The sequence below is a fragment of the Amycolatopsis sp. cmx-4-54 genome, from assembly GCF_046548895.1.
Lineage (GTDB): Bacteria > Actinomycetota > Actinomycetes > Mycobacteriales > Pseudonocardiaceae > Amycolatopsis.
This window is the reverse complement of record NZ_JAEBEJ010000019.1, coordinates 55368-73473: the sequence shown is the minus strand read 5'-3', so window position 1 is coordinate 73473 and position 18106 is coordinate 55368. Positions and strand designations below refer to the sequence as shown.

17 protein-coding genes are annotated in these 18106 nt (G+C 69.4%); 8 read left to right on the top strand and 9 right to left on the bottom strand.

Annotated elements, in window-relative coordinates:
• Positions 1–266 precede the first annotated feature (266 nt).
• Together ACLJQ7_RS40055 and ACLJQ7_RS40050 are read left to right on the top strand one after the other, a co-directional pair.
• Positions 267–689 carry a DUF485 domain-containing protein gene (locus ACLJQ7_RS40055; RefSeq protein ID WP_410653409.1) on the top strand — a complete coding sequence of 141 codons (423 nt, stop codon included), beginning with the start codon at positions 267–269 and terminating at the stop codon, positions 687–689.
• A complete protein-coding gene (locus ACLJQ7_RS40050) occupies positions 686–2260 on the top strand; it encodes a cation acetate symporter (protein WP_410653408.1) in 1575 nt (524 codons plus the stop codon). The genes ACLJQ7_RS40055 and ACLJQ7_RS40050 overlap by 4 nt, the downstream gene beginning before the upstream one ends.
• A 174-nt stretch (positions 2261–2434) precedes the next feature.
• Here ACLJQ7_RS40050 and ACLJQ7_RS40045 read toward each other — a convergent pair whose 3' ends face one another.
• On the bottom strand, positions 2435–3004 hold the full coding sequence (locus ACLJQ7_RS40045; protein ID WP_410653407.1) for a TetR/AcrR family transcriptional regulator: 570 nt from the start codon (positions 3002–3004) through the stop codon (positions 2435–2437).
• 137 nt (positions 3005–3141) lie between these two features.
• On the opposite strand from ACLJQ7_RS40045, the gene ACLJQ7_RS40040 reads away from it, so the two are divergent.
• On the top strand, positions 3142–4563 hold the full coding sequence (locus ACLJQ7_RS40040) for an MFS transporter (RefSeq protein ID WP_410653406.1): 1422 nt from the start codon (positions 3142–3144) through the stop codon (positions 4561–4563).
• On the opposite strand, the gene ACLJQ7_RS40035 is transcribed toward ACLJQ7_RS40040, so the two are convergent.
• From ACLJQ7_RS40035 to ACLJQ7_RS40015, 5 genes are all read right to left on the bottom strand, one after another.
• Positions 4560–4913 carry a DUF3817 domain-containing protein gene (locus ACLJQ7_RS40035; RefSeq protein WP_125675490.1) on the bottom strand — a complete coding sequence of 118 codons (354 nt, stop codon included), beginning with the start codon at positions 4911–4913 and terminating at the stop codon, positions 4560–4562. The two genes, ACLJQ7_RS40040 and ACLJQ7_RS40035, sit on opposite strands and share 4 nt — an antisense overlap.
• Positions 4914–4936: 23 nt before the next feature.
• The gene (locus ACLJQ7_RS40030; protein WP_410653405.1) at positions 4937–5308 is read right to left on the bottom strand and encodes a hypothetical protein; all 372 of its coding nucleotides are present in this window, start codon (positions 5306–5308) and stop codon (positions 4937–4939) included.
• 254 nt (positions 5309–5562) lie between these two features.
• Positions 5563–6447 (bottom strand): lytic transglycosylase domain-containing protein, encoded by an 885-nt coding sequence (locus ACLJQ7_RS40025; RefSeq protein ID WP_410653404.1) that lies wholly within the window; start codon positions 6445–6447, stop codon positions 5563–5565.
• 131 nt (positions 6448–6578) lie between these two features.
• On the bottom strand, positions 6579–7061 hold the full coding sequence (locus tag ACLJQ7_RS40020) for a hypothetical protein (RefSeq protein WP_007033703.1): 483 nt from the start codon (positions 7059–7061) through the stop codon (positions 6579–6581).
• 349 nt (positions 7062–7410) lie between these two features.
• On the bottom strand, positions 7411–7566 hold the full coding sequence (locus tag ACLJQ7_RS40015) for a hypothetical protein (RefSeq protein ID WP_162182762.1): 156 nt from the start codon (positions 7564–7566) through the stop codon (positions 7411–7413).
• Positions 7567–7699: 133 nt separating this feature from the next.
• Between ACLJQ7_RS40015 and ACLJQ7_RS40010 the strand changes: the two genes are divergently transcribed.
• Both ACLJQ7_RS40010 and ACLJQ7_RS40005 read left to right on the top strand, forming a co-directional pair.
• Positions 7700–8485, top strand: a complete 786-nt coding sequence (locus ACLJQ7_RS40010) for a crotonase/enoyl-CoA hydratase family protein (RefSeq protein ID WP_410653403.1) — start codon at positions 7700–7702, stop codon at positions 8483–8485.
• A gap of 64 nt (positions 8486–8549) precedes the next feature.
• The gene (locus ACLJQ7_RS40005) at positions 8550–9086 is read left to right on the top strand and encodes a GNAT family N-acetyltransferase (protein WP_410653402.1); all 537 of its coding nucleotides are present in this window, start codon (positions 8550–8552) and stop codon (positions 9084–9086) included.
• Here ACLJQ7_RS40005 and ACLJQ7_RS40000 read toward each other — a convergent pair.
• Positions 9083–10231: a CaiB/BaiF CoA transferase family protein gene (locus ACLJQ7_RS40000; protein WP_410653401.1), complete on the bottom strand. Its 1149-nt coding sequence runs from the start codon at positions 10229–10231 to the stop codon at positions 9083–9085. The genes ACLJQ7_RS40005 and ACLJQ7_RS40000 overlap by 4 nt on opposite strands.
• Before the next feature lie 28 nt (positions 10232–10259).
• On the bottom strand, positions 10260–11411 hold the full coding sequence (locus ACLJQ7_RS39995) for an acyl-CoA dehydrogenase family protein (RefSeq protein ID WP_410653455.1): 1152 nt from the start codon (positions 11409–11411) through the stop codon (positions 10260–10262).
• Between the two features lie 104 nt (positions 11412–11515).
• Here ACLJQ7_RS39995 and ACLJQ7_RS39990 point away from each other — a divergent pair, with 104 nt between their 5' ends.
• The 3 genes from ACLJQ7_RS39990 to ACLJQ7_RS39980 all read left to right on the top strand — a co-directional run bounded on the left by ACLJQ7_RS39990 (position 11516) and on the right by ACLJQ7_RS39980 (position 14762).
• On the top strand, positions 11516–12130 hold the full coding sequence (locus tag ACLJQ7_RS39990) for a TetR/AcrR family transcriptional regulator (RefSeq protein ID WP_410653400.1): 615 nt from the start codon (positions 11516–11518) through the stop codon (positions 12128–12130).
• A 104-nt stretch (positions 12131–12234) separates the two neighbouring features.
• Complete coding sequence (locus tag ACLJQ7_RS39985) at positions 12235–13032, top strand: hypothetical protein (RefSeq protein ID WP_410653399.1); 798 nt, start codon at positions 12235–12237, stop codon at positions 13030–13032.
• A gap of 116 nt (positions 13033–13148) precedes the next feature.
• The gene (locus ACLJQ7_RS39980) at positions 13149–14762 is read left to right on the top strand and encodes a succinic semialdehyde dehydrogenase (protein WP_410653398.1); all 1614 of its coding nucleotides are present in this window, start codon (positions 13149–13151) and stop codon (positions 14760–14762) included.
• Positions 14763–15052: 290 nt separating this feature from the next.
• On the opposite strand, the gene ACLJQ7_RS39975 is transcribed toward ACLJQ7_RS39980, so the two are convergent.
• Complete coding sequence (locus ACLJQ7_RS39975) at positions 15053–18076, bottom strand: helix-turn-helix transcriptional regulator (RefSeq protein ID WP_410653397.1); 3024 nt, start codon at positions 18074–18076, stop codon at positions 15053–15055.
• Positions 18077–18106: the final 30 nt, after the last annotated feature.

The following is an 18106-nucleotide window of genomic DNA, read 5'->3' as shown; positions in this document are numbered from 1 at the left end:
AGGGACAGAGCGTGGTCATCGTCCGTCGTTTGCCGCAGTGGGCCGTTCGGGCGACGACCGCGCGTGACAACTCCGCTCACTATGACGAGTGATAAAGCCGGTTCATTCCGGCCGAAACGATTTCCCGAAACACTAATACGAGGTAAAACCGAATACCGGTTCACGCCTTCGCGGAACCGGGGTCGCCTATTCAGACCGGGTGAAGCCGTAGTTAGTATGTGCGCTCCCCGTACCGCGCCACGGATGCAAGCCCCCCGGAGGAACCCATGCCCGACGTCGCGCGTCCTTACGCGGCGAGCAACGCCCTGGAGGACACCGGGCAGATGCCCGCGCTGTTCGTCCGCGAGCGCCGGCCCGCTCCCCCGCCACCGCGCGCCACCGGCCCGGACTTCGACCGGATCCAGCACGGCAAGGAGTTCGTCGCGCTGCGCAAGACCTTCCGCCGGTTCGTGTTCCCGATGAGCCTGCTGTTCTTCACCTGGTACATGACGTTCGTGCTGCTGGCGGCCTACGCGCACGACTTCATGAGCCGGAAGGTGTGGGGCGAGGTCAACGTCGGCATACTGCTGGGCCTCGGCCAGTTCGCCAGCACGATCCTGATCACGATCGCCTACCTGAAGTTCGCGAACAAACGGCTCGACCCCAAGGTCGAGGCGCTGCGAGCCGCCGTCGAGGCAGGCGAGCGATGAGCATCCCCGACAACGACCCGGTGCTGAACATCGCGGTGTTCGCGCTCTTCGTCGCGATCACCCTGTACGTGGTGTACCGCGTCAGCACGCGCAACTCCTCCACTTCGGACTACTACGCGGCCGGAAGCGCCTTCACCGGGCGGCAGAACGGCATCGCGCTTTCGGGTGACTTCCTCTCGGCGGCGTCGTTCCTCGGTATCGCCGGGGCGATCGCGATCCACGGCTACGACGGCTTCCTGTACTCGATCGGGTTCCTCGTCGCGTGGATGGTCGACCTGCTGCTGATCGCCGAACTGCTGCGCAACACCGGCCGTTTCACCATGGGCGACGTGCTGAGCTTCCGGATGAAGCAGCGCCCGGTCCGCGCCGCCGCCGCGACGTCGACCCTGGTGATCTCCTTCTTCTACATGCTCGCGCAGATGGCGGGCGCCGGCGGGCTGGTGGCGCTGCTGCTGGACATCCACGGCGGCATCGGCCAGGCGCTGGTGATCGGCGTCGTCGGCGTCGTCATGGTGCTGTACGTGCTGGTCGGCGGGATGAAGGGCACCACATGGGTGCAGATCATCAAGGCGACCATCCTGCTGCTGACCGGTGCGCTGATCACCGTCTTCCTGTTCGGCAAGTTCGGTTTCAGCTTCTCGAACCTGCTCGCGGCCGCCGCCGACAAGAGCCCGCTCGGCGACGAACTGCTGCAGCCGGGCGGTTCGTACGGCAAGAGCGAGGTCACGAAGCTCGACTTCGTCTCGCTGGCCCTGGCGCTGGTCCTCGGCGCCGCGGCGCTCCCGCACGTGCTGATGCGCTTCTACACGGTGCCGAACTCGCGCGAGGCGCGGCGCTCGGTGGTCTGGGCGACCGCCTGCATGACCCTCTTCTATCTCTGCACGCTGGTCATCGGCTTCGGCGCGGCCGCGCTGGTCGGCCCGGAGGCGATCAAGAACGCGCCCGGCGGGGAGAACTCGGCGGCGCCGCTGCTCGCGCTGAACATCGGCGGCACCGTCCTGCTCGGCGTCGTCTCGGCGGTGGCCTTCGCGACCATTCTCGCCGTCGTCGCCGGGCTGACGATCACCGCTTCCGCCTCCTTCGCGCACGACGTCTACGCCAACATCTTCAAGAACGGCAAGGCGGAACCGGCCTCGGAGGTCCGGGTCGCCCGGCTGACCGCGGTCGCCGTCGGTGCGTTCGCGATCGTGGGCGGCATCCTGGCGAACGGGCAGAACATCGCGTTCCTGGTGGCGCTGGCGTTCGCCGTCGCGGCGTCGGCGAACCTCTCGACGCTGCTGTACTCGCTGTTCTGGAAACGCTTCAACACCACCGGCACACTGTGGGGCATCTACGGCGGCCTGATCGCGAGCCTGGTGCTCGTGTTCTTCTCGCCGGTGATGTCCGGGGCCGCGGACTCGATCATCACCGGCGTCGACTTCCACTGGTTCCCGCTGAAGAACCCGGGCCTGGTGTCGATCCCGTTCTCGTTCCTGTGCGGGTTCGTGGGCACCTTCGTCGGCCGCTCGAAGGCCGATCCGGTCAAGCACGCGGAGATGGAGGTGCGGTCCCTCACCGGGATCGGCTCCTGACCGGCGGGTCTCGCGGCCGGGGCACGTTGCGAAAGCCACTTTCGCAACGTTGAAGGTTGCGAAAGTGGCTTTCGCAACGCGGACGTCGGTCGCTGGCCGGCCGGGGCGCGGGCCTCGATCCAGCCCGGCCGGCGAACGCGCTGCCCCTCCTGACGCGCGCCATGAACGGGCCGTTCATGGCGTCCGGAGGCCGTCCAGCACGATCGTGAGGAGCCGCTTCGTGTCTTCCTCCGAGGCCTTGCTCGCGGCCGAACCCAGCCCGTGGCCGAGCCGCAGGATGTCGACGCCCTCGACGTCGGGCCGGAGCACACCCTCGTCCTGAGCCGCCTTCACGATCGTGTCGGCCGCCGCCCGCAGGCGTGCCTGGCACCAGGCGAAGACTTCGGAACCGGCGTCGACGGACGCCTTCAGCGTCATCGCGAGCCCGTGCTTCTCGACCACGTAGATGACGTGCGTGGCCAGCCAAGTCTCGAGCGCCTTACCCGGCGGTAGTTCGTCGAGCAGGTCGTACGCCTGCTGCGCCAGCCCGTCGATCTCGTCGCGGTAGACGGCCTCGATCAGTTTGTCTCGCGTCGGGAAGTGCCGGTACAACGTGCCCGCGCCGACACCGGCGCGTTTGGCGATGTCGTCGGCGGGCACGTCCACGCCGTCGGCGGTGAACGCCTCCTTCGCCACGGCCACGATGCGCTCGTAGTTGCGCCGCGCGTCCGCGCGCATGGGGCGGGCCGGATCGGCCGTGACCATCTGCACCTCCTCGAGCGACGAAAACGGAGACGTTCTCCGAATTCACTTGCATAAGCGGAGACTGTCTCCATATCATCGCTCACGACCTCAAGTGGAGAGTCTCTCCGCTTCATCTCGTTACATCTTCGGAGTATTCCTTGACCGAGCGAACCCTGCGTGCCGAGCCAAGGCCGGAAACGGCCGGGGCCCCGCCACCTCCGCATCGGCTGGTCCTTCCCCTCATCCTGACCTGCCAGCTCATGCTCATCCTCGACGCGACGGTGATGAACGTCGCGCTTCCCCGCATCCAGTCCGAACTCGGCTTCACCGATACTGGCCTGTCCTGGGTGATGACGGCGTACAGCCTGGTCTTCGGCGGCCTGCTGCTCCTCGGCGGCCGGGCGGGCGACCTGTTCGGCCGCCGTCGGATGTTCGTCGTCGGCACGGCCGTGTTCACCGCCGCCTCCCTGCTCGGCGGCCTCGCCGGTTCGGCGGAACTGCTGATCGCCGCCCGGGTCGCGCAGGGCGTCGGCGCAGCGCTCGCCGGGCCGAGCACCCTGGCGCTGATCACCGGCACGTTCACCGAGGCCAAGGCACGAGTGCGGGCGCTGGCGTTGTTCTCGGCTATGTCAAGCAGCGGTTTCGCGATCGGCCTGCTGCTCGGCGGGCTACTGACCGAATGGATCTCCTGGCGCGCGGCGCTGTACATCAACGTCCCGTTCGGGCTCGCGATCGTGCTGCTCACTTCCCGGTACGTCGCCGATCCTCCACGACGGCGCGCCCGGCTGGACCTTCCCGGCGCGTTCACCGGCACCCTCGGCGTCGGCTCGCTCGTGTTCGCCTTCACCCACGCCGCTTCGCACGGCTGGGGCGACACGATCACCCTCGGCACCCTCGCCGCCGGGCTGACGCTGCTGGCCGCGTTCCTCACGATCGAGACGAGGGTGCGCGAACCGCTGATCCCGCTGCGCCTGTTCGCCGAACGCGACCGCGCCGCGGCCTACGTCAACTTCTTCCTCGGGCCGATGGCGATGATGTCCATGTTTTTCTTTCTGACCCAGTTCCTGCAGGACATCGCCGGTTTCGCCGCGCTGGAGACGGGCTTCGCGTTCCTGCCGATGGCGGTCTGCATGTTCCTGCTGAGCAGGCTGATCCCGAAGCTGCTGCCCCGCTTCGGACCGAAACCGCTCGCGCTGACCGGGACCGCGCTGATGACCGGCGGAGTCGTCTGGCTGACCACGCTCACCACGGAAAGCGGCTACTTCGCGCATCTGCTCGGGCCGATGGTGCTGATGGGCGTGGGCGCGGGGCTGGCGTTCTCCCCGCTCAGCGTGATCATCATGGCGACCGTGCCCACCGACGACGCGGGCGCCGCCGGCGGCGCGCTGCAGACGTTGCAGCAGGCCGGGGCGACACTGGGGCTGGCGATCCTGATCACCGTGTTCGGCTCGGCGACGCGGACCCCGTCGGGAAGCCCGGCGGAGACCACTGTCACCGGGATGACCGCGGCCTTCACCGCCGCGGCCGTCGTGACGGCGGTGTCCTTCCTGGTGGCGCTGACCTTCCGGCGCCGCGCCTAGAGCTTGACGCCCGCCTGGACCTTGTGCGTGACCTTGCGCTCCATCACGAACGAGAAGAACGGGATGCAGCCGGCGATCAGCACGAGAAGAGTGCCCTTCATCGACCAACGGGCCTTGATCGCCAGGTCGACCGCGAGCAGCAGATAGACCAGGTAGAGCCCACCGTGGACCATGGGGATCATCTTCACGAACTGGGGAAGTTCCACGCGGAAGACGTACTGCAGCAGCATCTCGACGACCAGCCCGAGCAGGGCCACACCGGTGGCGTACGCCGCGACGCGGAACCGGATCAGCGGTCCGCCCAACGAGACCGGGCGGGCCGGGGCGGCGTCGTCAGTTCGGGTGGTCATAGGGTCTCGAACCTCTCTGGGAACTACTTGTCGCGGGCGTTGAGTTCGCGAAGGTACTTGTTGTACGCGGCGAGCTCGTCGTCCTCGGGGGGCGGCGGCGCCGGGGCAGGCCGCCTCCGGGGCGCGGGCACCTCGGGGACAGCGGCCTCGGCCACTGTTTCCTGGGTGTCGGCCTCGGCGGCTTGACGGCGGAGCTTGCGGATCCGCCAGAACATGAAGGCGGGGAACAGCCCGAACAGCGGCCACTGCAGGACGTAGCCGAGGTTCTGGAACGTCCCGCTCGCCGAGGAGAACCGCTCCCACTGCCACCACGCGAGCCCGCAGCACAGCGCCAGGCTCACCAGGCAGACGCCGGCGATGCCGAGACGGCGCAGGATGACGGGCGAAGCGGACACACATCGACGCTAGCACTGGGTGTGCGGCGAATCGTCGCCGACCTGGGCGCTCGGGACCTTGGTCCCGGTCCGATCCGGCGCGTTCCACCCGGCCGTGACCGGCCTGTTCACCGGCCCGCAGGCGTAACTCGCGGGACCAAAGACGTAACTCGCGTGTGCGGCGCTCGAGCACGCGAGTTACGCCTTCAAGCACGCGAGTTACGCCTTCGATCACGTGAGTGCGGCGCCGCGGCTGCCTTACCGCACGTGCGGGGTCACGAGGCGGCGGCCACGGCCTTCGCGTAGTCATCCGCCAGCCCGAAGACCTTCTGCGCGTACTCGGTCGAGTTGTTGTACGACAGGATCCCCTGCCACCACCCCGAGGCGGCCGCCATGTCCCGGTTGTTCACGCACAGGTACCGCGCCGCCGCCAGCGTGGCGTCGTCGATCTGCTGCGGGTCGCCGACGCCGTCGCGGTTGCCGTCGGCGGCGTACCGGCGCCAGGTGCTGGGGATGAACTGCATGGGGCCGACCGCGCGGTCGACGGCCGTGTCGCCGTCGAACTGGCCGCCGTCGGTGTCACCGATCGCCTTCACGCCGGGCGATCCGTCGAGCGGGACGCCGATGATCGGCTTCGACGGCCGTCCGTCCTGGCCGAGGACGGCGCCGCCGTACTGGCCGTGGTTCGACTCGATCCGGCCGATGCCCGCCAGGGTCGCCCACGAGATCTTGCAGTTCGGCTGCATCTGGCGCATCGCCAGTTCGGCGTTGCCGTAGGCGAGCAGCGCCCTGGCCGGGATGCCGGTGGCCCGCGCCGCCCGCTCGGTCCAGGCAGCCAGCGGATCTTTGCCCGGCTTAGGTTGCGCCTGCTGTGGCGAGGTCTGCTGGGTGGCACCACCCGCGAGGGTGGCGTTGACCGGGGCGACCGAGCCGGGTTTGACGTCCGCCGCCTTGACCTGCAGGGCGGGGATCTCCATCGTCGTGGGGCTCGCGACCGGGGCGGACGCCTTGGTCACCAGCCAGATTCCGCCACCGGCGAGGCCGAGCACGGCCAGCACGATCACCAGCCTGCCGAGTACGGCGGCGCCCGCCCCGCGGCGTGGCGGTGCGGGCGTGGCCGGGTCGGCGACGAGCTCGTCGTTTTCCGGGGTGGTGCGCACGAAGCGAGTCCTCCAGCGTGGGCGGCGATCACGACCGATGCTCGAACAACGAGCCCGCGCAGGTTAGCGTTACGCGGTCGCCGAAATCGCCCTTGCCACGCCGGTTCACCCGCGCGTGCGAGAAGTTCTCATCAAGCGGACTTCTGCTGCCTCGCCAGCCGCGCCACGCACCAGGCCGGGGCGCTGCCGCGGCGGAGGTGCTGCAAAACGGTCATCGGGCCGAGACGGCGGCTCAGGTCGGACGGGGCGAGCCCGGCCGCGCGGTAGTCGAGCGCGCGCTGGTCGAGCGGGCTGATGCCGGCGTCCCACCAGGCTTCGGCCTCCGCGACGCCGCCGACCATCTGCCACCAGCCGGCGGCAGCGACGAGCAGGTCCTGCGGGACCTCCGGGAGACGACGGCGCATCGCGTCGAGGTAGCCGGGGTCGGCGGCCTCGACCGGCGCCCAGCGCGCCTGACCGGACTGCTGACGCTGGCCGGGGATTCCGGGAGCCTGTCGCGGCACATCGGCCAGCCACGCCGACGCGATGCGGTCGGCCTCCTGCTCCTCGGGGGTCTGCTCGCGCTCGGCGGCCCACTGCCGGATCAACGCATCGACTCCGGGATCTCCGGTCATCCCTGCCTCCTCATGATTCCCCGACTGACAAGTCCTGACTTACTTGCCCGGCTGAAAGTTCCGCTGCCCTGGGGCTTGCACCTGCGGAAACTCCTCGCCCAGGAGGCCGCTCCGGCGCCTGGAGGACCAACCGATCACGCAATGTGAGCACCGTAGGGGCGCGGAGGTCTTTTCCGCCAGAGCTTCCAGGGCACGAATTCGTCGACCAGCGGGTTTTCGGGGGCAATCCACCCGGATGGTCGAGTCATTCGACCGAAATCCGCGGCGGGTGACTCTGCGTGATAACCGCTGGTGGCTGCGCACGGTGATCACCGGCGCCACCAGGGGCGCCGGTGATCGTCGCGAGGAATCAGGAGAACAGGCTCCGGACGAACGTCACGATGGCTTCGGCACCGGACCGGAGCCAGCCGAGCGCGGTGTGGACGGCGTCGGCGGATTGCGTCGGCCTGCTGATCAGAAAGAAGAGCACGAGCGCGACGACGGCGATCACAACGAATTTCTTCAAGCCGGGCGACATGGCTCCATCCCATCACACCGTAGTGTCCAGACGATGACTCCGCGCGCACTGCGGACTTTGTCACCACTTTAAGGAGAGTCGGGCCCTGTTGCCCACCCGGATTTCCTCGAGGGAGCGATCGATGAGCGAAAACGTCCTCGTCCACCGGGACGGGCCGGTGACGACGATCACGCTGAACCGCCCCGGGTCGCGCAACGCCGTGGACGGGCCGACCGCGAACGCACTGGCGGACGCGTTCCGCGCGTTCGACTCCGACGAAGAGGCCGCGGTCGCCGTCCTCACCGGTTCGGGTGACGCCTTCTGCGCCGGAGCCGATCTGAAGGCCGTCGGCACCGGCCGCTCGAACTCGCTCAGCCCGGCGGGTGACGGGCCGATGGGCCCGACGCGGATGGCGCTGTCGAAGCCGGTGGTCGCCGCGGTCCGCGGGCACGCCGTCGCGGGCGGCCTGGAACTGGCGCTGTGGTGCGATCTCCGGGTCGCCGACAGCACGGCCGTGTTCGGGGTGTTCTGCCGCCGGTGGGGGGTGCCGCTGATCGACGGCGGCACGGTGCGCCTCCCCCGGCTGATCGGGCATTCGCGGGCGATGGACCTGATTCTCACCGGCAGGCCGGTCGACGCCGCCGAGGCGCTCGCGATCGGGCTTGCGAACCGGGTCGTGCCGGACGGCGAGGCACTGGCGGCCGCGCAAGCGCTGGCGCGCGAACTGGCCGCGTTCCCCCAGGCGTGTCTGCGCGCGGATCGCAGGTCCGCGTACGGCCAGTACGGGCTCACCGAAGAGGAGGCGCTGCGTGCCGAGTTCTCGAACGCGCTGATCGACGGCGGGCTCGCCGAAGAGGCCGTCGAAGGCGCCGGCCGGTTCAGTGGCGGCGCGGGGCGTCACGGCAGTTTCGAGGACGATCCGTCCTAGGTCATCCATGCCCCCGCCACCACCCTCAACAGAGAAGCTTCGCTTCCTTGCCTAGCCTCTGAGAATGACAGAAACCGGAGTCGCGCTCAGACCGGTGTACGAAGACGACCTGCCGATGCTGGAAGCACTGACGAACGATCCGCGGGCCGCGGGCTCGTTCGAATGGCACGGCTGGCACGACCCGCACTTCCTGCGCCGCCGCTGGACCGAGACCGGCATGCTCGCGGCGGACAACGGGATGCTGATGATCGAGCTCGACGGGCAGCGGCTCGGTTTCGTCTCCTGGCACAAGACCAGGACGGGCTCGACGTCGTACTGCTGGAACGCCGGGCTCGTGCTCATCCCCGAGGCACGCGGCCACGGCTACGGGACCGAGGCCCAGCGGCTGCTGGTCCGCTATCTCTTCGCGCATACGCAGATGAACCGGGTCGAGGCGTCGACGGAGGCGGGCAACGTCGCCGAACAGCGCTCCCTGGCGAAGGCGGGCTTCACCCGGGAGGGTGTGCTGCGCGGCTACGGGTTCCGGGACGGGACCTGGCGCGACCACATCCTCTATTCGGTGGTGCGATCGGACCTGGGCCCCGACCCGGAACACCTCTAGGCGATCGTGCCCGCGGCCCGGAGCCGTTCGATCCCGTCGGTGTCCACGCCGAGTTCGGCGAGGACCTCGGCGGTGTCGCCACCCTTGGGCCGCGGCGGTTCCGGCGTTTCGGCCGGCGTGCGGTCGAAACGCGGCGCCGGCGCGGGCTGCAGCATGCCGCCGACGTCGACGAACGTCTTGCGCGCGACGTTGTGCGGATGCGACGGCGCCTCCTTCGGGGAGAGCACCGCCGTCAGGCACGCGTCGGTGCCTTCGGCCTTCGCGACCAGCTCGTCGCGGGTGTGCTTCGCGACGGCTTCGGCGACGATCTTGCGCAGCTTCGGCCATTCGTTCTTGTCGACGTGGACCGGGATCTCCTCGGGGTCGAGACCGAGCACCTTCACCAGGTCGCCCCAGAACCGCATCTCGATCGCGCCGATGGCGACGTATTTGCCGTCGGCGGTCTCGTAGGTGTCGTAGAACGGCGCGCCGCCGTCGAGCATGTTCTCACCGCGCCCACCGGGCCACAGCCCGGAATCCAGCAGCCCGTGCAGGCTGGTGGTCAGCAGCGCCGCACCGTCCACCATGGACGCGTCGACCACCTGTCCCTTACCGGACGTCTGGCGTTCGAACAGCGCCGCCAGCACGCCCATCGCGAGCAGCAGGCCGCCGCCACCGAAGTCACCGACGAGGTTGAGCGGCACCACCGGCCGCTGCCCGGCGTGCCCGATGGGTTCGAGCGCGCCGGAGATGCCGATGTAGTTGATGTCGTGCCCGGCGACGGTCGCGAGCGGGCCGTCCTGGCCGTAGCCGGTCATCCGGCCGTAGACCAGCCGAGGATTGCGGGCGTGGACCTGTTCCGGTCCGATGCCCATCCGCTCGGCGACACCGGGACGGAAACCCTCGATGAGCACGTCGGCGTCGTCGGCGAGTCTCAGCACCAGTTCGACCCCTTCGGGGGTCTTGGTGTTGATCCCGATCGACCGCCTGCCGCGCGCGAGCGGATCGTTCGGGAAACCGATGACGTCGTTGCCCGGTGTCGCCCGGTCGATCCGGACGACCTCCGCGCCGAGATCGGCGAGGATCGTGCAGGCGAACGGCGCCGGGGCGAGCCCGGCCAGTTCGACGACCTTGAGCCCGCTGAGCGGGCCGGCCTTTTTCGCCACGTCTTTCCTTCCTACGCCAACGGTTTCTCTACAGCGTGCGGGAGATGATCTCCTTCATGATCTCGCTGGTGCCGCCGAAGATACGGGAGATCCGGATGTCGGCCCACGCGCGCGCGATCGGGTACTCGGTCATGTAGCCGTAGCCGCCGAAGAGCTGCAGGCAGTCGTCGACGACCTTGTTGACCCGTTCGGTGGTCCACAGCTTCGCCATCGCCGCGCCCTGCACGTCGAGTTCCTTGCGCAGGTGCCGCTCGATGCACTGGTCGAGGAACGCGCGGGACACCGCGGCCTCGGTCGCGGCCTCGGCGAGCTTGAACTTCGTGTTCTGGAAGTTGTAGACCGGGCGGCCGAACGCCTGACGGTCCTTGGTGTAGGCGATGGTCTGGTCGATCGCGGCCTCCATCCCGGCGACCGCGGTGACGGCGATGATCAGCCGTTCCTGCGGAAGCTGCTGCATCAGCTGGATGAAGCCGAGACCTTCCTGGGCGCCGAGGAGGTTGGCGACGGGGACGCGGACGTCGTCGAAGTTCAGCTCCGCGGTGTCCTGCCCCTTGAGCCCGATCTTGTCGAGGACGCGGCCGCGGCTGAAGCCGGGCGTGTCGGTCTCGACGGCGATCAGCGAGACACCCTGCGCGCCGGCCTCCGGGTCGGTCTTCACCGCGACCACGACGAGGTCGGAGTGGAAACCGTTGGTGATGAACGTCTTCGCGCCGTTGATCACGTAGTGGTCGCCGTCGCGGACCGCGCGGGTCTTGATGTTCTGCAGGTCCGAGCCGGTGCCGGGTTCGGTCATCGCGACCGCGCCGACCATCTCGCCGGAGGCGAACTTCGGCAGCCACGCCTTCTTCTGCTCTTCGTTCGCGTACTCGAGGATGTAGTGCGCGACGATTCCATTGTGGACGGTGACACCCCATGCGCTGTCACCGGAGCGGGCCTGCTCTTCGTAGAGCACGGCCTCGTGGGCGAACGTGCCGCCGCCACCGCCGTACTCCTCCGGGATGGACAGGGCCAGCAGGCCGACCTCGCCCGCCTTCGTCCACAGCTCGCGGTCGACCTTCTTCTCGGCCGCCCAGCGTTCCTGGTTCGGCACGAGTTCCTTCTGGCAGAAGGTCCGGGCGAGGTCCCGGAGGTCTTCGAGCTCCGTCGTGCTCCACGAACTCTTCTGGATCTGCAAGGGCACGGCCAACGCCTCCTGATCGGACCTGGAAAACATGACGCTTAGGATGTAAGTTCCATGCGGAATGTACATCCGTACCGAGCTGCACGTAAAGGGGGCCGGATCCGATGAGTGTGCTCGGCAGGACCCACCGCACCCAGGCCGAGCGGCGCGAGCAGACCCGCACCGCGCTGCTCGACGCGACCATCGACTGCCTGGTCGACCTCGGTTACGCGCGCACCTCGGTCCAGGAGATCTGCGCCCGCGCCGGGGTCTCGAAGGGCGCCGTGCAGCATCACTTCTCCGCGAAGGCCGAACTCATGGCGGCCGCCGTCGAGCATCTGACGGAGAAGTTGCGCGGGCGCCTCGCGACGTCTATCACCGCGCTCCCCGGCGGCGCCTCGGGTGTCGCGGCGGCGATCGACCTGCTGTGGGAGGGCTACTCGGGCACGCTGTCCACGGCCGCCACGGAACTGTGGGTCGCGGCGCGCACCGATCCCGAACTCCGCGAAGCGATCCGCCCGGTCGACAGGGCGCTGGGCCGTTCGACGCTGGAGCACATCACCGCGGTCGCCGGTGACCTGCCGAAGGAACGCGCGGAGATCCTCTTCTGGCTGACCGTGAACCTCACGCGCGGGCTGGCGCTGGACGCGGAACTCGGTGGCGACCCGAAGCGGCGGCGGCAGTTGCTCGACGAATGGAAGCGCGTCGCGGTGATGCTGTACGAAGACACCTCCGCTTAGCACGCACGAAAGGCACTCGACCAGAGCACAACCGGCACTTATCCCGTCGGCCGATCCATGGTGGAATTCCTTGCTGGACAACAGAACCAGCGGAGGAGTCGATCATGAACGCGCCGCAGCAGCAGCCGTACCAACCGACTGGCCCGTTCGGCGCAATACCGCCCGCCACCGCCCCCCGGCCGCCGTCCGACGTGCGCCTCCCCCGGCTCTTCGCCGCGATGATGGGGGTGTTCGCCGGCCTTCTGGTCCTCATCGCGACTTTTCTGCCGCAGTCGACGTACGAGCAGGTCTCCGACGGCAAGACGGTGTCGAAATTCGCCGAGACCGGCTGGACCCGAACCTTCGACATCGAACCTTCGGCTGAGGAAAAAGAGTTCTACGACAAGACGCATGTCGCCCGCTACGGCATTCCGCTGTCGGCCGCCGCGCTGACCCTGTTCGCCGGGGCCGCGGTGGGTTTCGCCGCGTACCAGCGTAATTCGGGCTCGCCCGCCGCGACGACGTCGAGGACACTGCTGATCGCGGGCGGCGCGGGGACCGCGATCGGTGTCTGGATGCTCGGCATGGACATCTCGGCGAGCCTGAGCTTCGGTCAGGACACCGGGCGGTTCGTCTCGCGTTATGGGACGGGGAGCGGATTCTGGATCCTGCTCGCCGGCGGTCTCGTGGCGTTGCTCACGATCGGGCTGGCGGTCGTGGCCAACCGGCGTGAACCGGCGCCGCTCCCACAGGCCCCTTACCCGGTCACCTACGCCCCTTACGTTCCCGGCATCCCTCAGCAGCAGTATCCGCAGGCCTACGAGCCGCCGTCACCCCCGACGCCGCCCGCGGGATCGGCGTTGCAGCAGCAGGACATCCTGCGCCCGTCGCCGGACAACCCGCCACAACCCGGCAATACATGAAACTGATTCATATCAGCACTGGACAGTCTCCATACCGGCGGTATGCTGTACTCGTCGGTAACACCTGGGCTCTGCGTGGCGCCTTCCGGCTCCGCGCGGCATGGAACGGAGACGGCATGACGAGCACGACACCGGCGAGTGCGGGCCAGCACACCGAAGGACCCTCCACCATCGGCGGCGTTCCCGGCGCCCCCGCCATGGCGAGGGCGGAACGGCTCGTGCGCCGGGTCGTGGGCGGTGCCGATTCCGCGCCCGTCAAGATGTGCGCGCCCTTCACCGGGCAGCCGATCGCGACGCTGCCCCAAGCCACCGACGCCGACGTCCGCGCCGTGTTCGACGAGGCGAGGGAGGCTCAGCGCGCGTGGGCCGAGCGGCCGGTCGAAGACCGCCAGCGCATCCTGATCCGCCTGCACGACCTGGTGCTGAAGCGGCAGGAAGAGGCGCTCGACCTCGTGCAGATCGAGGCGGGCAAGGCACGGATGGACGCCTTCGACGAGGTCAGTGCGACAGCGCTCGTGGCCGCCTACTACGGCAAGCACAGCGCGAAGTTCCTGTCACCGCGCCGCGCCGCCGGGCTGATCCCGGTGCTGACGAAGGTCGGCGAGATCCGGCACCCCAAGGGGGTCGTCGGGATCATCTCGCCGTGGAACTACCCCCTCGCGCTGACCGCGATGGACGTCCTGCCCGCGCTCGCGGCGGGGAACGCCGTCGTGCAGAAGCCGGACAACCAGACCGCGCTCTCGGCGCTGTGGCTGCAGGAAGTCGCCGAGGAGGCCGGGCTGCCCGCCGGTATCTGGCAGATCGTGCTCGGCCGCGGCTCGCGGATCGGCGACGCGCTCGTCGAGGAGTCGGACTATCTCTGCTTCACCGGATCCACGCCCACGGGCAAGGGTCTCGCTGCGAAGGTGGCCGAGCGCCTGACGAGCTACTCACTCGAACTCGGCGGCAAGAACCCGATGATCGTGCTGCCTGACGCGGACATCACCAAGACCGCGACCGGCGCGGTGACCGCGTGCTTCTCCTCGGCCGGGCAGCTGTGCGTCTCGGTCGAGCGCATCTACGTCCACGAGTCGATCCGCGAGGAGTTCACTCGCGCCTTCGTCGCCAAGACCGCCGCGCTGCGGCTCGGCGGCGCCCTGGACTACCAGGCGCAGATGGGATCCCTCACCTCCGAAGCCCAGCTGGCGACGGTGTCGGCGCACGTCGAGGACGCCCGGTCCAAGGGCGCGAAGGTGCTCACCGGCGGCAAGGCCCGGCCCGACCTCGGCCCGCTGTTCTACGAGCCGACCGTGCTCACCGACGTCACCGAAGACGTGAAGCTGTTCGCCGAGGAGACCTTCGGGCCGGTCGTGTCGATCTACGGCTACACCGACGTCACCGACGCGATCGAGCGCGCCAACGACACGAAGTTCGGGCTGAACGCGAGCGTGTGGTCGCGCAACGGCCGGGCGGGCTGGGAGGTCGCGGCGCGGCTGAGGGCCGGGACCGTCAACGTCAACGAAGGTTTCGCGGCGACCTTCGGGACCGTCGGGCTGCCGATGGGCGGGATGAAGGAGTCCGGCGTCGGGCGGCGCAACGGCTCCGAGGGCCTGCTCAAGTACACCGAGGCCCAGGCGATCGCGGTGCAGCGCGGGATGCCGCTGCGCCCCGGCCGCGGAATCCCGCCGAAGCTCTGGGCGCGAGGACTGAGCGCCGGTCTCAAGGTGCTCCGCCGCCTCCCGCGCCGCTGACCGCCTCGCCACCGCCGCCGCAGTACATGAAGGCCCCTTACTTGCGCCAGGCGCAAGTAAGGGGGCTTCATGTACTTGGGGAAGGTGTGAAGGTCGAGTTTCCTCGGCTGAGCCGAGGGAAGGGGTCCTTCACGCGCCGCCGCTGTGACTTGTGGGGCTGGTGGTGTTGGTGGGGCCACGGAGGGCGGTCGCGTAAGTCCGTGAAGGCCTCCTTCCCTACCTTCAGGGTAGGCAAGGAGGCCTTCACGGACCTGCGACCCATGCCGCCACATTCAGAGGACTAAACGCGGCTAGGAAGAGGTGGGGGCGGCCAGGAGACCTCGGTCGTAGGCGATCGCGACCGCTTCGGCCCGGCGGCTCGCGCCGAGTTTCGCCATCACGCGCGAAAGGTGGACGCTCACCGTCTTCTCGCTGATGTACAGCTCTTCCCCGACCTGCCGGTTGGTCCGGCCCAGCGCGACGCGCTCCAGCACGTCGCGCTCGCGGTCGGTGAGCGGATCGACGACGTCGCGACGCGGAGCCACGGCCTCCCCGGGCAGCTCGACACGCGCCCGGTGGCTGAGCTCCCGGACGGCTTCGCGCAGCGGGCAGGCGCCCAGCCGATCGGCCACCGCGTGCGCGGCCAGCAGCTCCGACGCGGCGAGCGCGGCGTCGCCATCGGACGCCAGCAGCGATTTCGCGTGCTGGAGCCGGCACATGGCCTGCTCGTACACCGCGCCGTACCCGAAGGCCTCGACCGCCTTCGCCCACGACGCCGGGTCTCCCGCGCCGCGCAGGCAGGCGCCGAGGGCCTCCAGCCGGGCGAGCCACGCCAGCGCCTCCGGACCCAGCGACACCGAACGCGGGATGCCGTGTTCGGCGCAGTGGCGGCCGTGCGCGAGCAGCTTCTCGCCCGATTCCACCGCGGCCTCGGCCGTCGCCAGATCACCGCGAATCCGTGCTTCGGCGACCTGGGCGACGGCCGCCGTGAGGCCGTGCACGCTGATCCGGATCCCGCCGAGCACCGCGGGCTCGACCTCTTCGAGCCAGTCGATCAGCTCACGCGCCTGACGCACCGCCCCGGCGTGATCGCCCCGCCACGACGCGAGCTGGATCGCGGCGTCGCCCGACGCGAGCGCGATCGAGTAGTCCGCGCTCCAGTGCTGACGGAGGCTGGGGAGGATTTTGTCCGCGTCGGCGAACCGGCCCCTCCCGACGACGAACTGTGCCCAGATCCCCAGGAACCGCCCGGCGACGACACTCGAAACACCGCGGCCCGCGCGGCCGGCGTCGTCGTCTTCCGGCCAATCCCCGCTGACGTACCGCAGCGTGAGGTGTTTGGTCCGCAGCTCGATGCCGAACGAGCTCCAGGTCAGGCCGGTCTCCTTGGCCCGCTTGATGCCCTTGGCGTAGTACTTCAGCGCGGAATGGATCTCGGCCCTGTCGTCGTAGCTCAGCCCGAGGAAGTGCAGAGCCCGTAGCTCGCCGTTGAGCGCGCCGGAATCCCTGGCCTTCCGCTCGGCCTCACGCAGGCGCTCCCGCGCTTCCTCGACGTCGCCCGCCGAATCGGCCAGCGTCCCCAGCGAGACCAGCGCCGCCGCCTCCGCCCCGCCCGCACCGACGGCCCTGGCGTCGGCCACCGCGGCCAGCGCACACTGCAGCGCCTCGTCGTGCCTGTCGATCAGCCGCAGGATCCCGGCGCGGGTGGCGAGCACCCAGGCGCGCGCGGAACTCGCCTCGGTGTGTTCGACCAGCTTCCAGGCCTTGTCGATCGCCTCGAGGACCTCGTCCAGCGTGCCGTCGACCGAAAGCAGCGCCTCGGCGTGCCGTCGCCAGACCTTGGCGGCCCGCTCGTTGCCGGTGTCCGGGCCGAGTGCCTCGGTCGCGGACCGCGAATAGGCGACCGCGCGCTCCGGCTCCCCCGACGTGCTCGCGAAATACGACGCCTCGTGCAGGAGGCGGAGCTCGTCGACGTCCGACGGCCGGTCCGCCGCGGGCACGGCGTCCCAAATGGACAGTGCCTGCTCGACGTGCCGCAGCGCGGAACCGGGCGCGCCCAGCTTCTCCGCCTCGTCCATCGCGCGCAGCAACGCGGCCAGCGCGGTGACGAAGTCCTTGCTCTCCATGCTGTGGTGCGCGAGCCGCGCGTCCTGGCCGCGGCCCTGCGACCGGTTGCGGATGCGTGCCGCGTACGCCGCGTGCATGCGCACCCGCTCCCCCGGCAGCAGGTCGCCGTAGACCGCTTCCTGCAGCAGCGCGTGACGGAAGGTGTAGAACCCGTTCTCGATCACCAGTACGTGGTGTTGCACGGCCTCGCGCAGCGCCTCGTCGAGTTCGAGTTCGTCCACTCCGGAGATCTCGGCGAGCGCGGCGTGCGCCACCGCGTCCTTCGCGACCGAGACCACCCGCAGCACCCGGCGCGTGATCTGGGAAAGCTGCTCCACCCTGGCGAGGAGCACTTCGGCCAGCCCGGCGGGGAGGTCGCGGCAGTCCTTCGCGGACGCGAGCAGCTCCTCGACGAAGAACGGATTGCCCTCGGACCGGGAGACGATGTCGGCGATCAGGTCCTGGCCGATCGGCTCGTCGGCCAGCGCCTCGACGAACGCGCGCGCGTCCTCGGCGCCGAACGGCTTGACCTCGACGCGTTCGACCGCGCCCAGCCGCACCACCTCGGACAACAGCGCCCGGAGCGGATGCCGCCGGTGGACGTCCTCCTCGCGATAGCTCGCCACCACCAGCAACCGCTGGGTGCGCAGCCTCGTCAGCAGGAAGGACAGCAGGTTCCGGGTGGAACCGTCGGCCCAGTGCAGATCCTCCAGCAGGATCACCACGGGCCGGCGCTGCGCGATGACGGTCAGCACCCCCAGTACCGCGTCGAACAGCTGGAGCTGGCCGAGGTCCTGTTCGGGACCGAGCCGTTGCGTCGACACCCGTTCGCTCGCGGTGAGCTGACCGTCTTCGATGGCGGGGTAGTCCTCCGCCTGCTGCATCTGCGGGAGCAGCCTGCCCAGCGCCGGCCGGGCCCGGACCGCGGCGGTGACCGCGGGATCGGACGTCGTCGCCAGCGGCGCCAGCGCCTCGGCGAACGGAAGATAAGGAAGACCGCCCTCATGGACGTCGATACAGCGCCCGGTGAGCACCAGGGCGCCCGTGCCGGCGGAGTACTCGCCGAGCGCGGTCAGCAGGCGGGTCTTGCCGACGCCGGCGTCACCGGAGAGCAGCACCGCGCCGGCCTCGCCCCGTTCTGCACGGGCGAAGGCGGCGCGGAGCTGCCGCATCTCCTGTGTACGGGCGACGATCGGGATTCCGGAGCCAAGACGGGGCACGAGGTGCATTCTTGCCTACCGGACCGACAACTTCGCCTG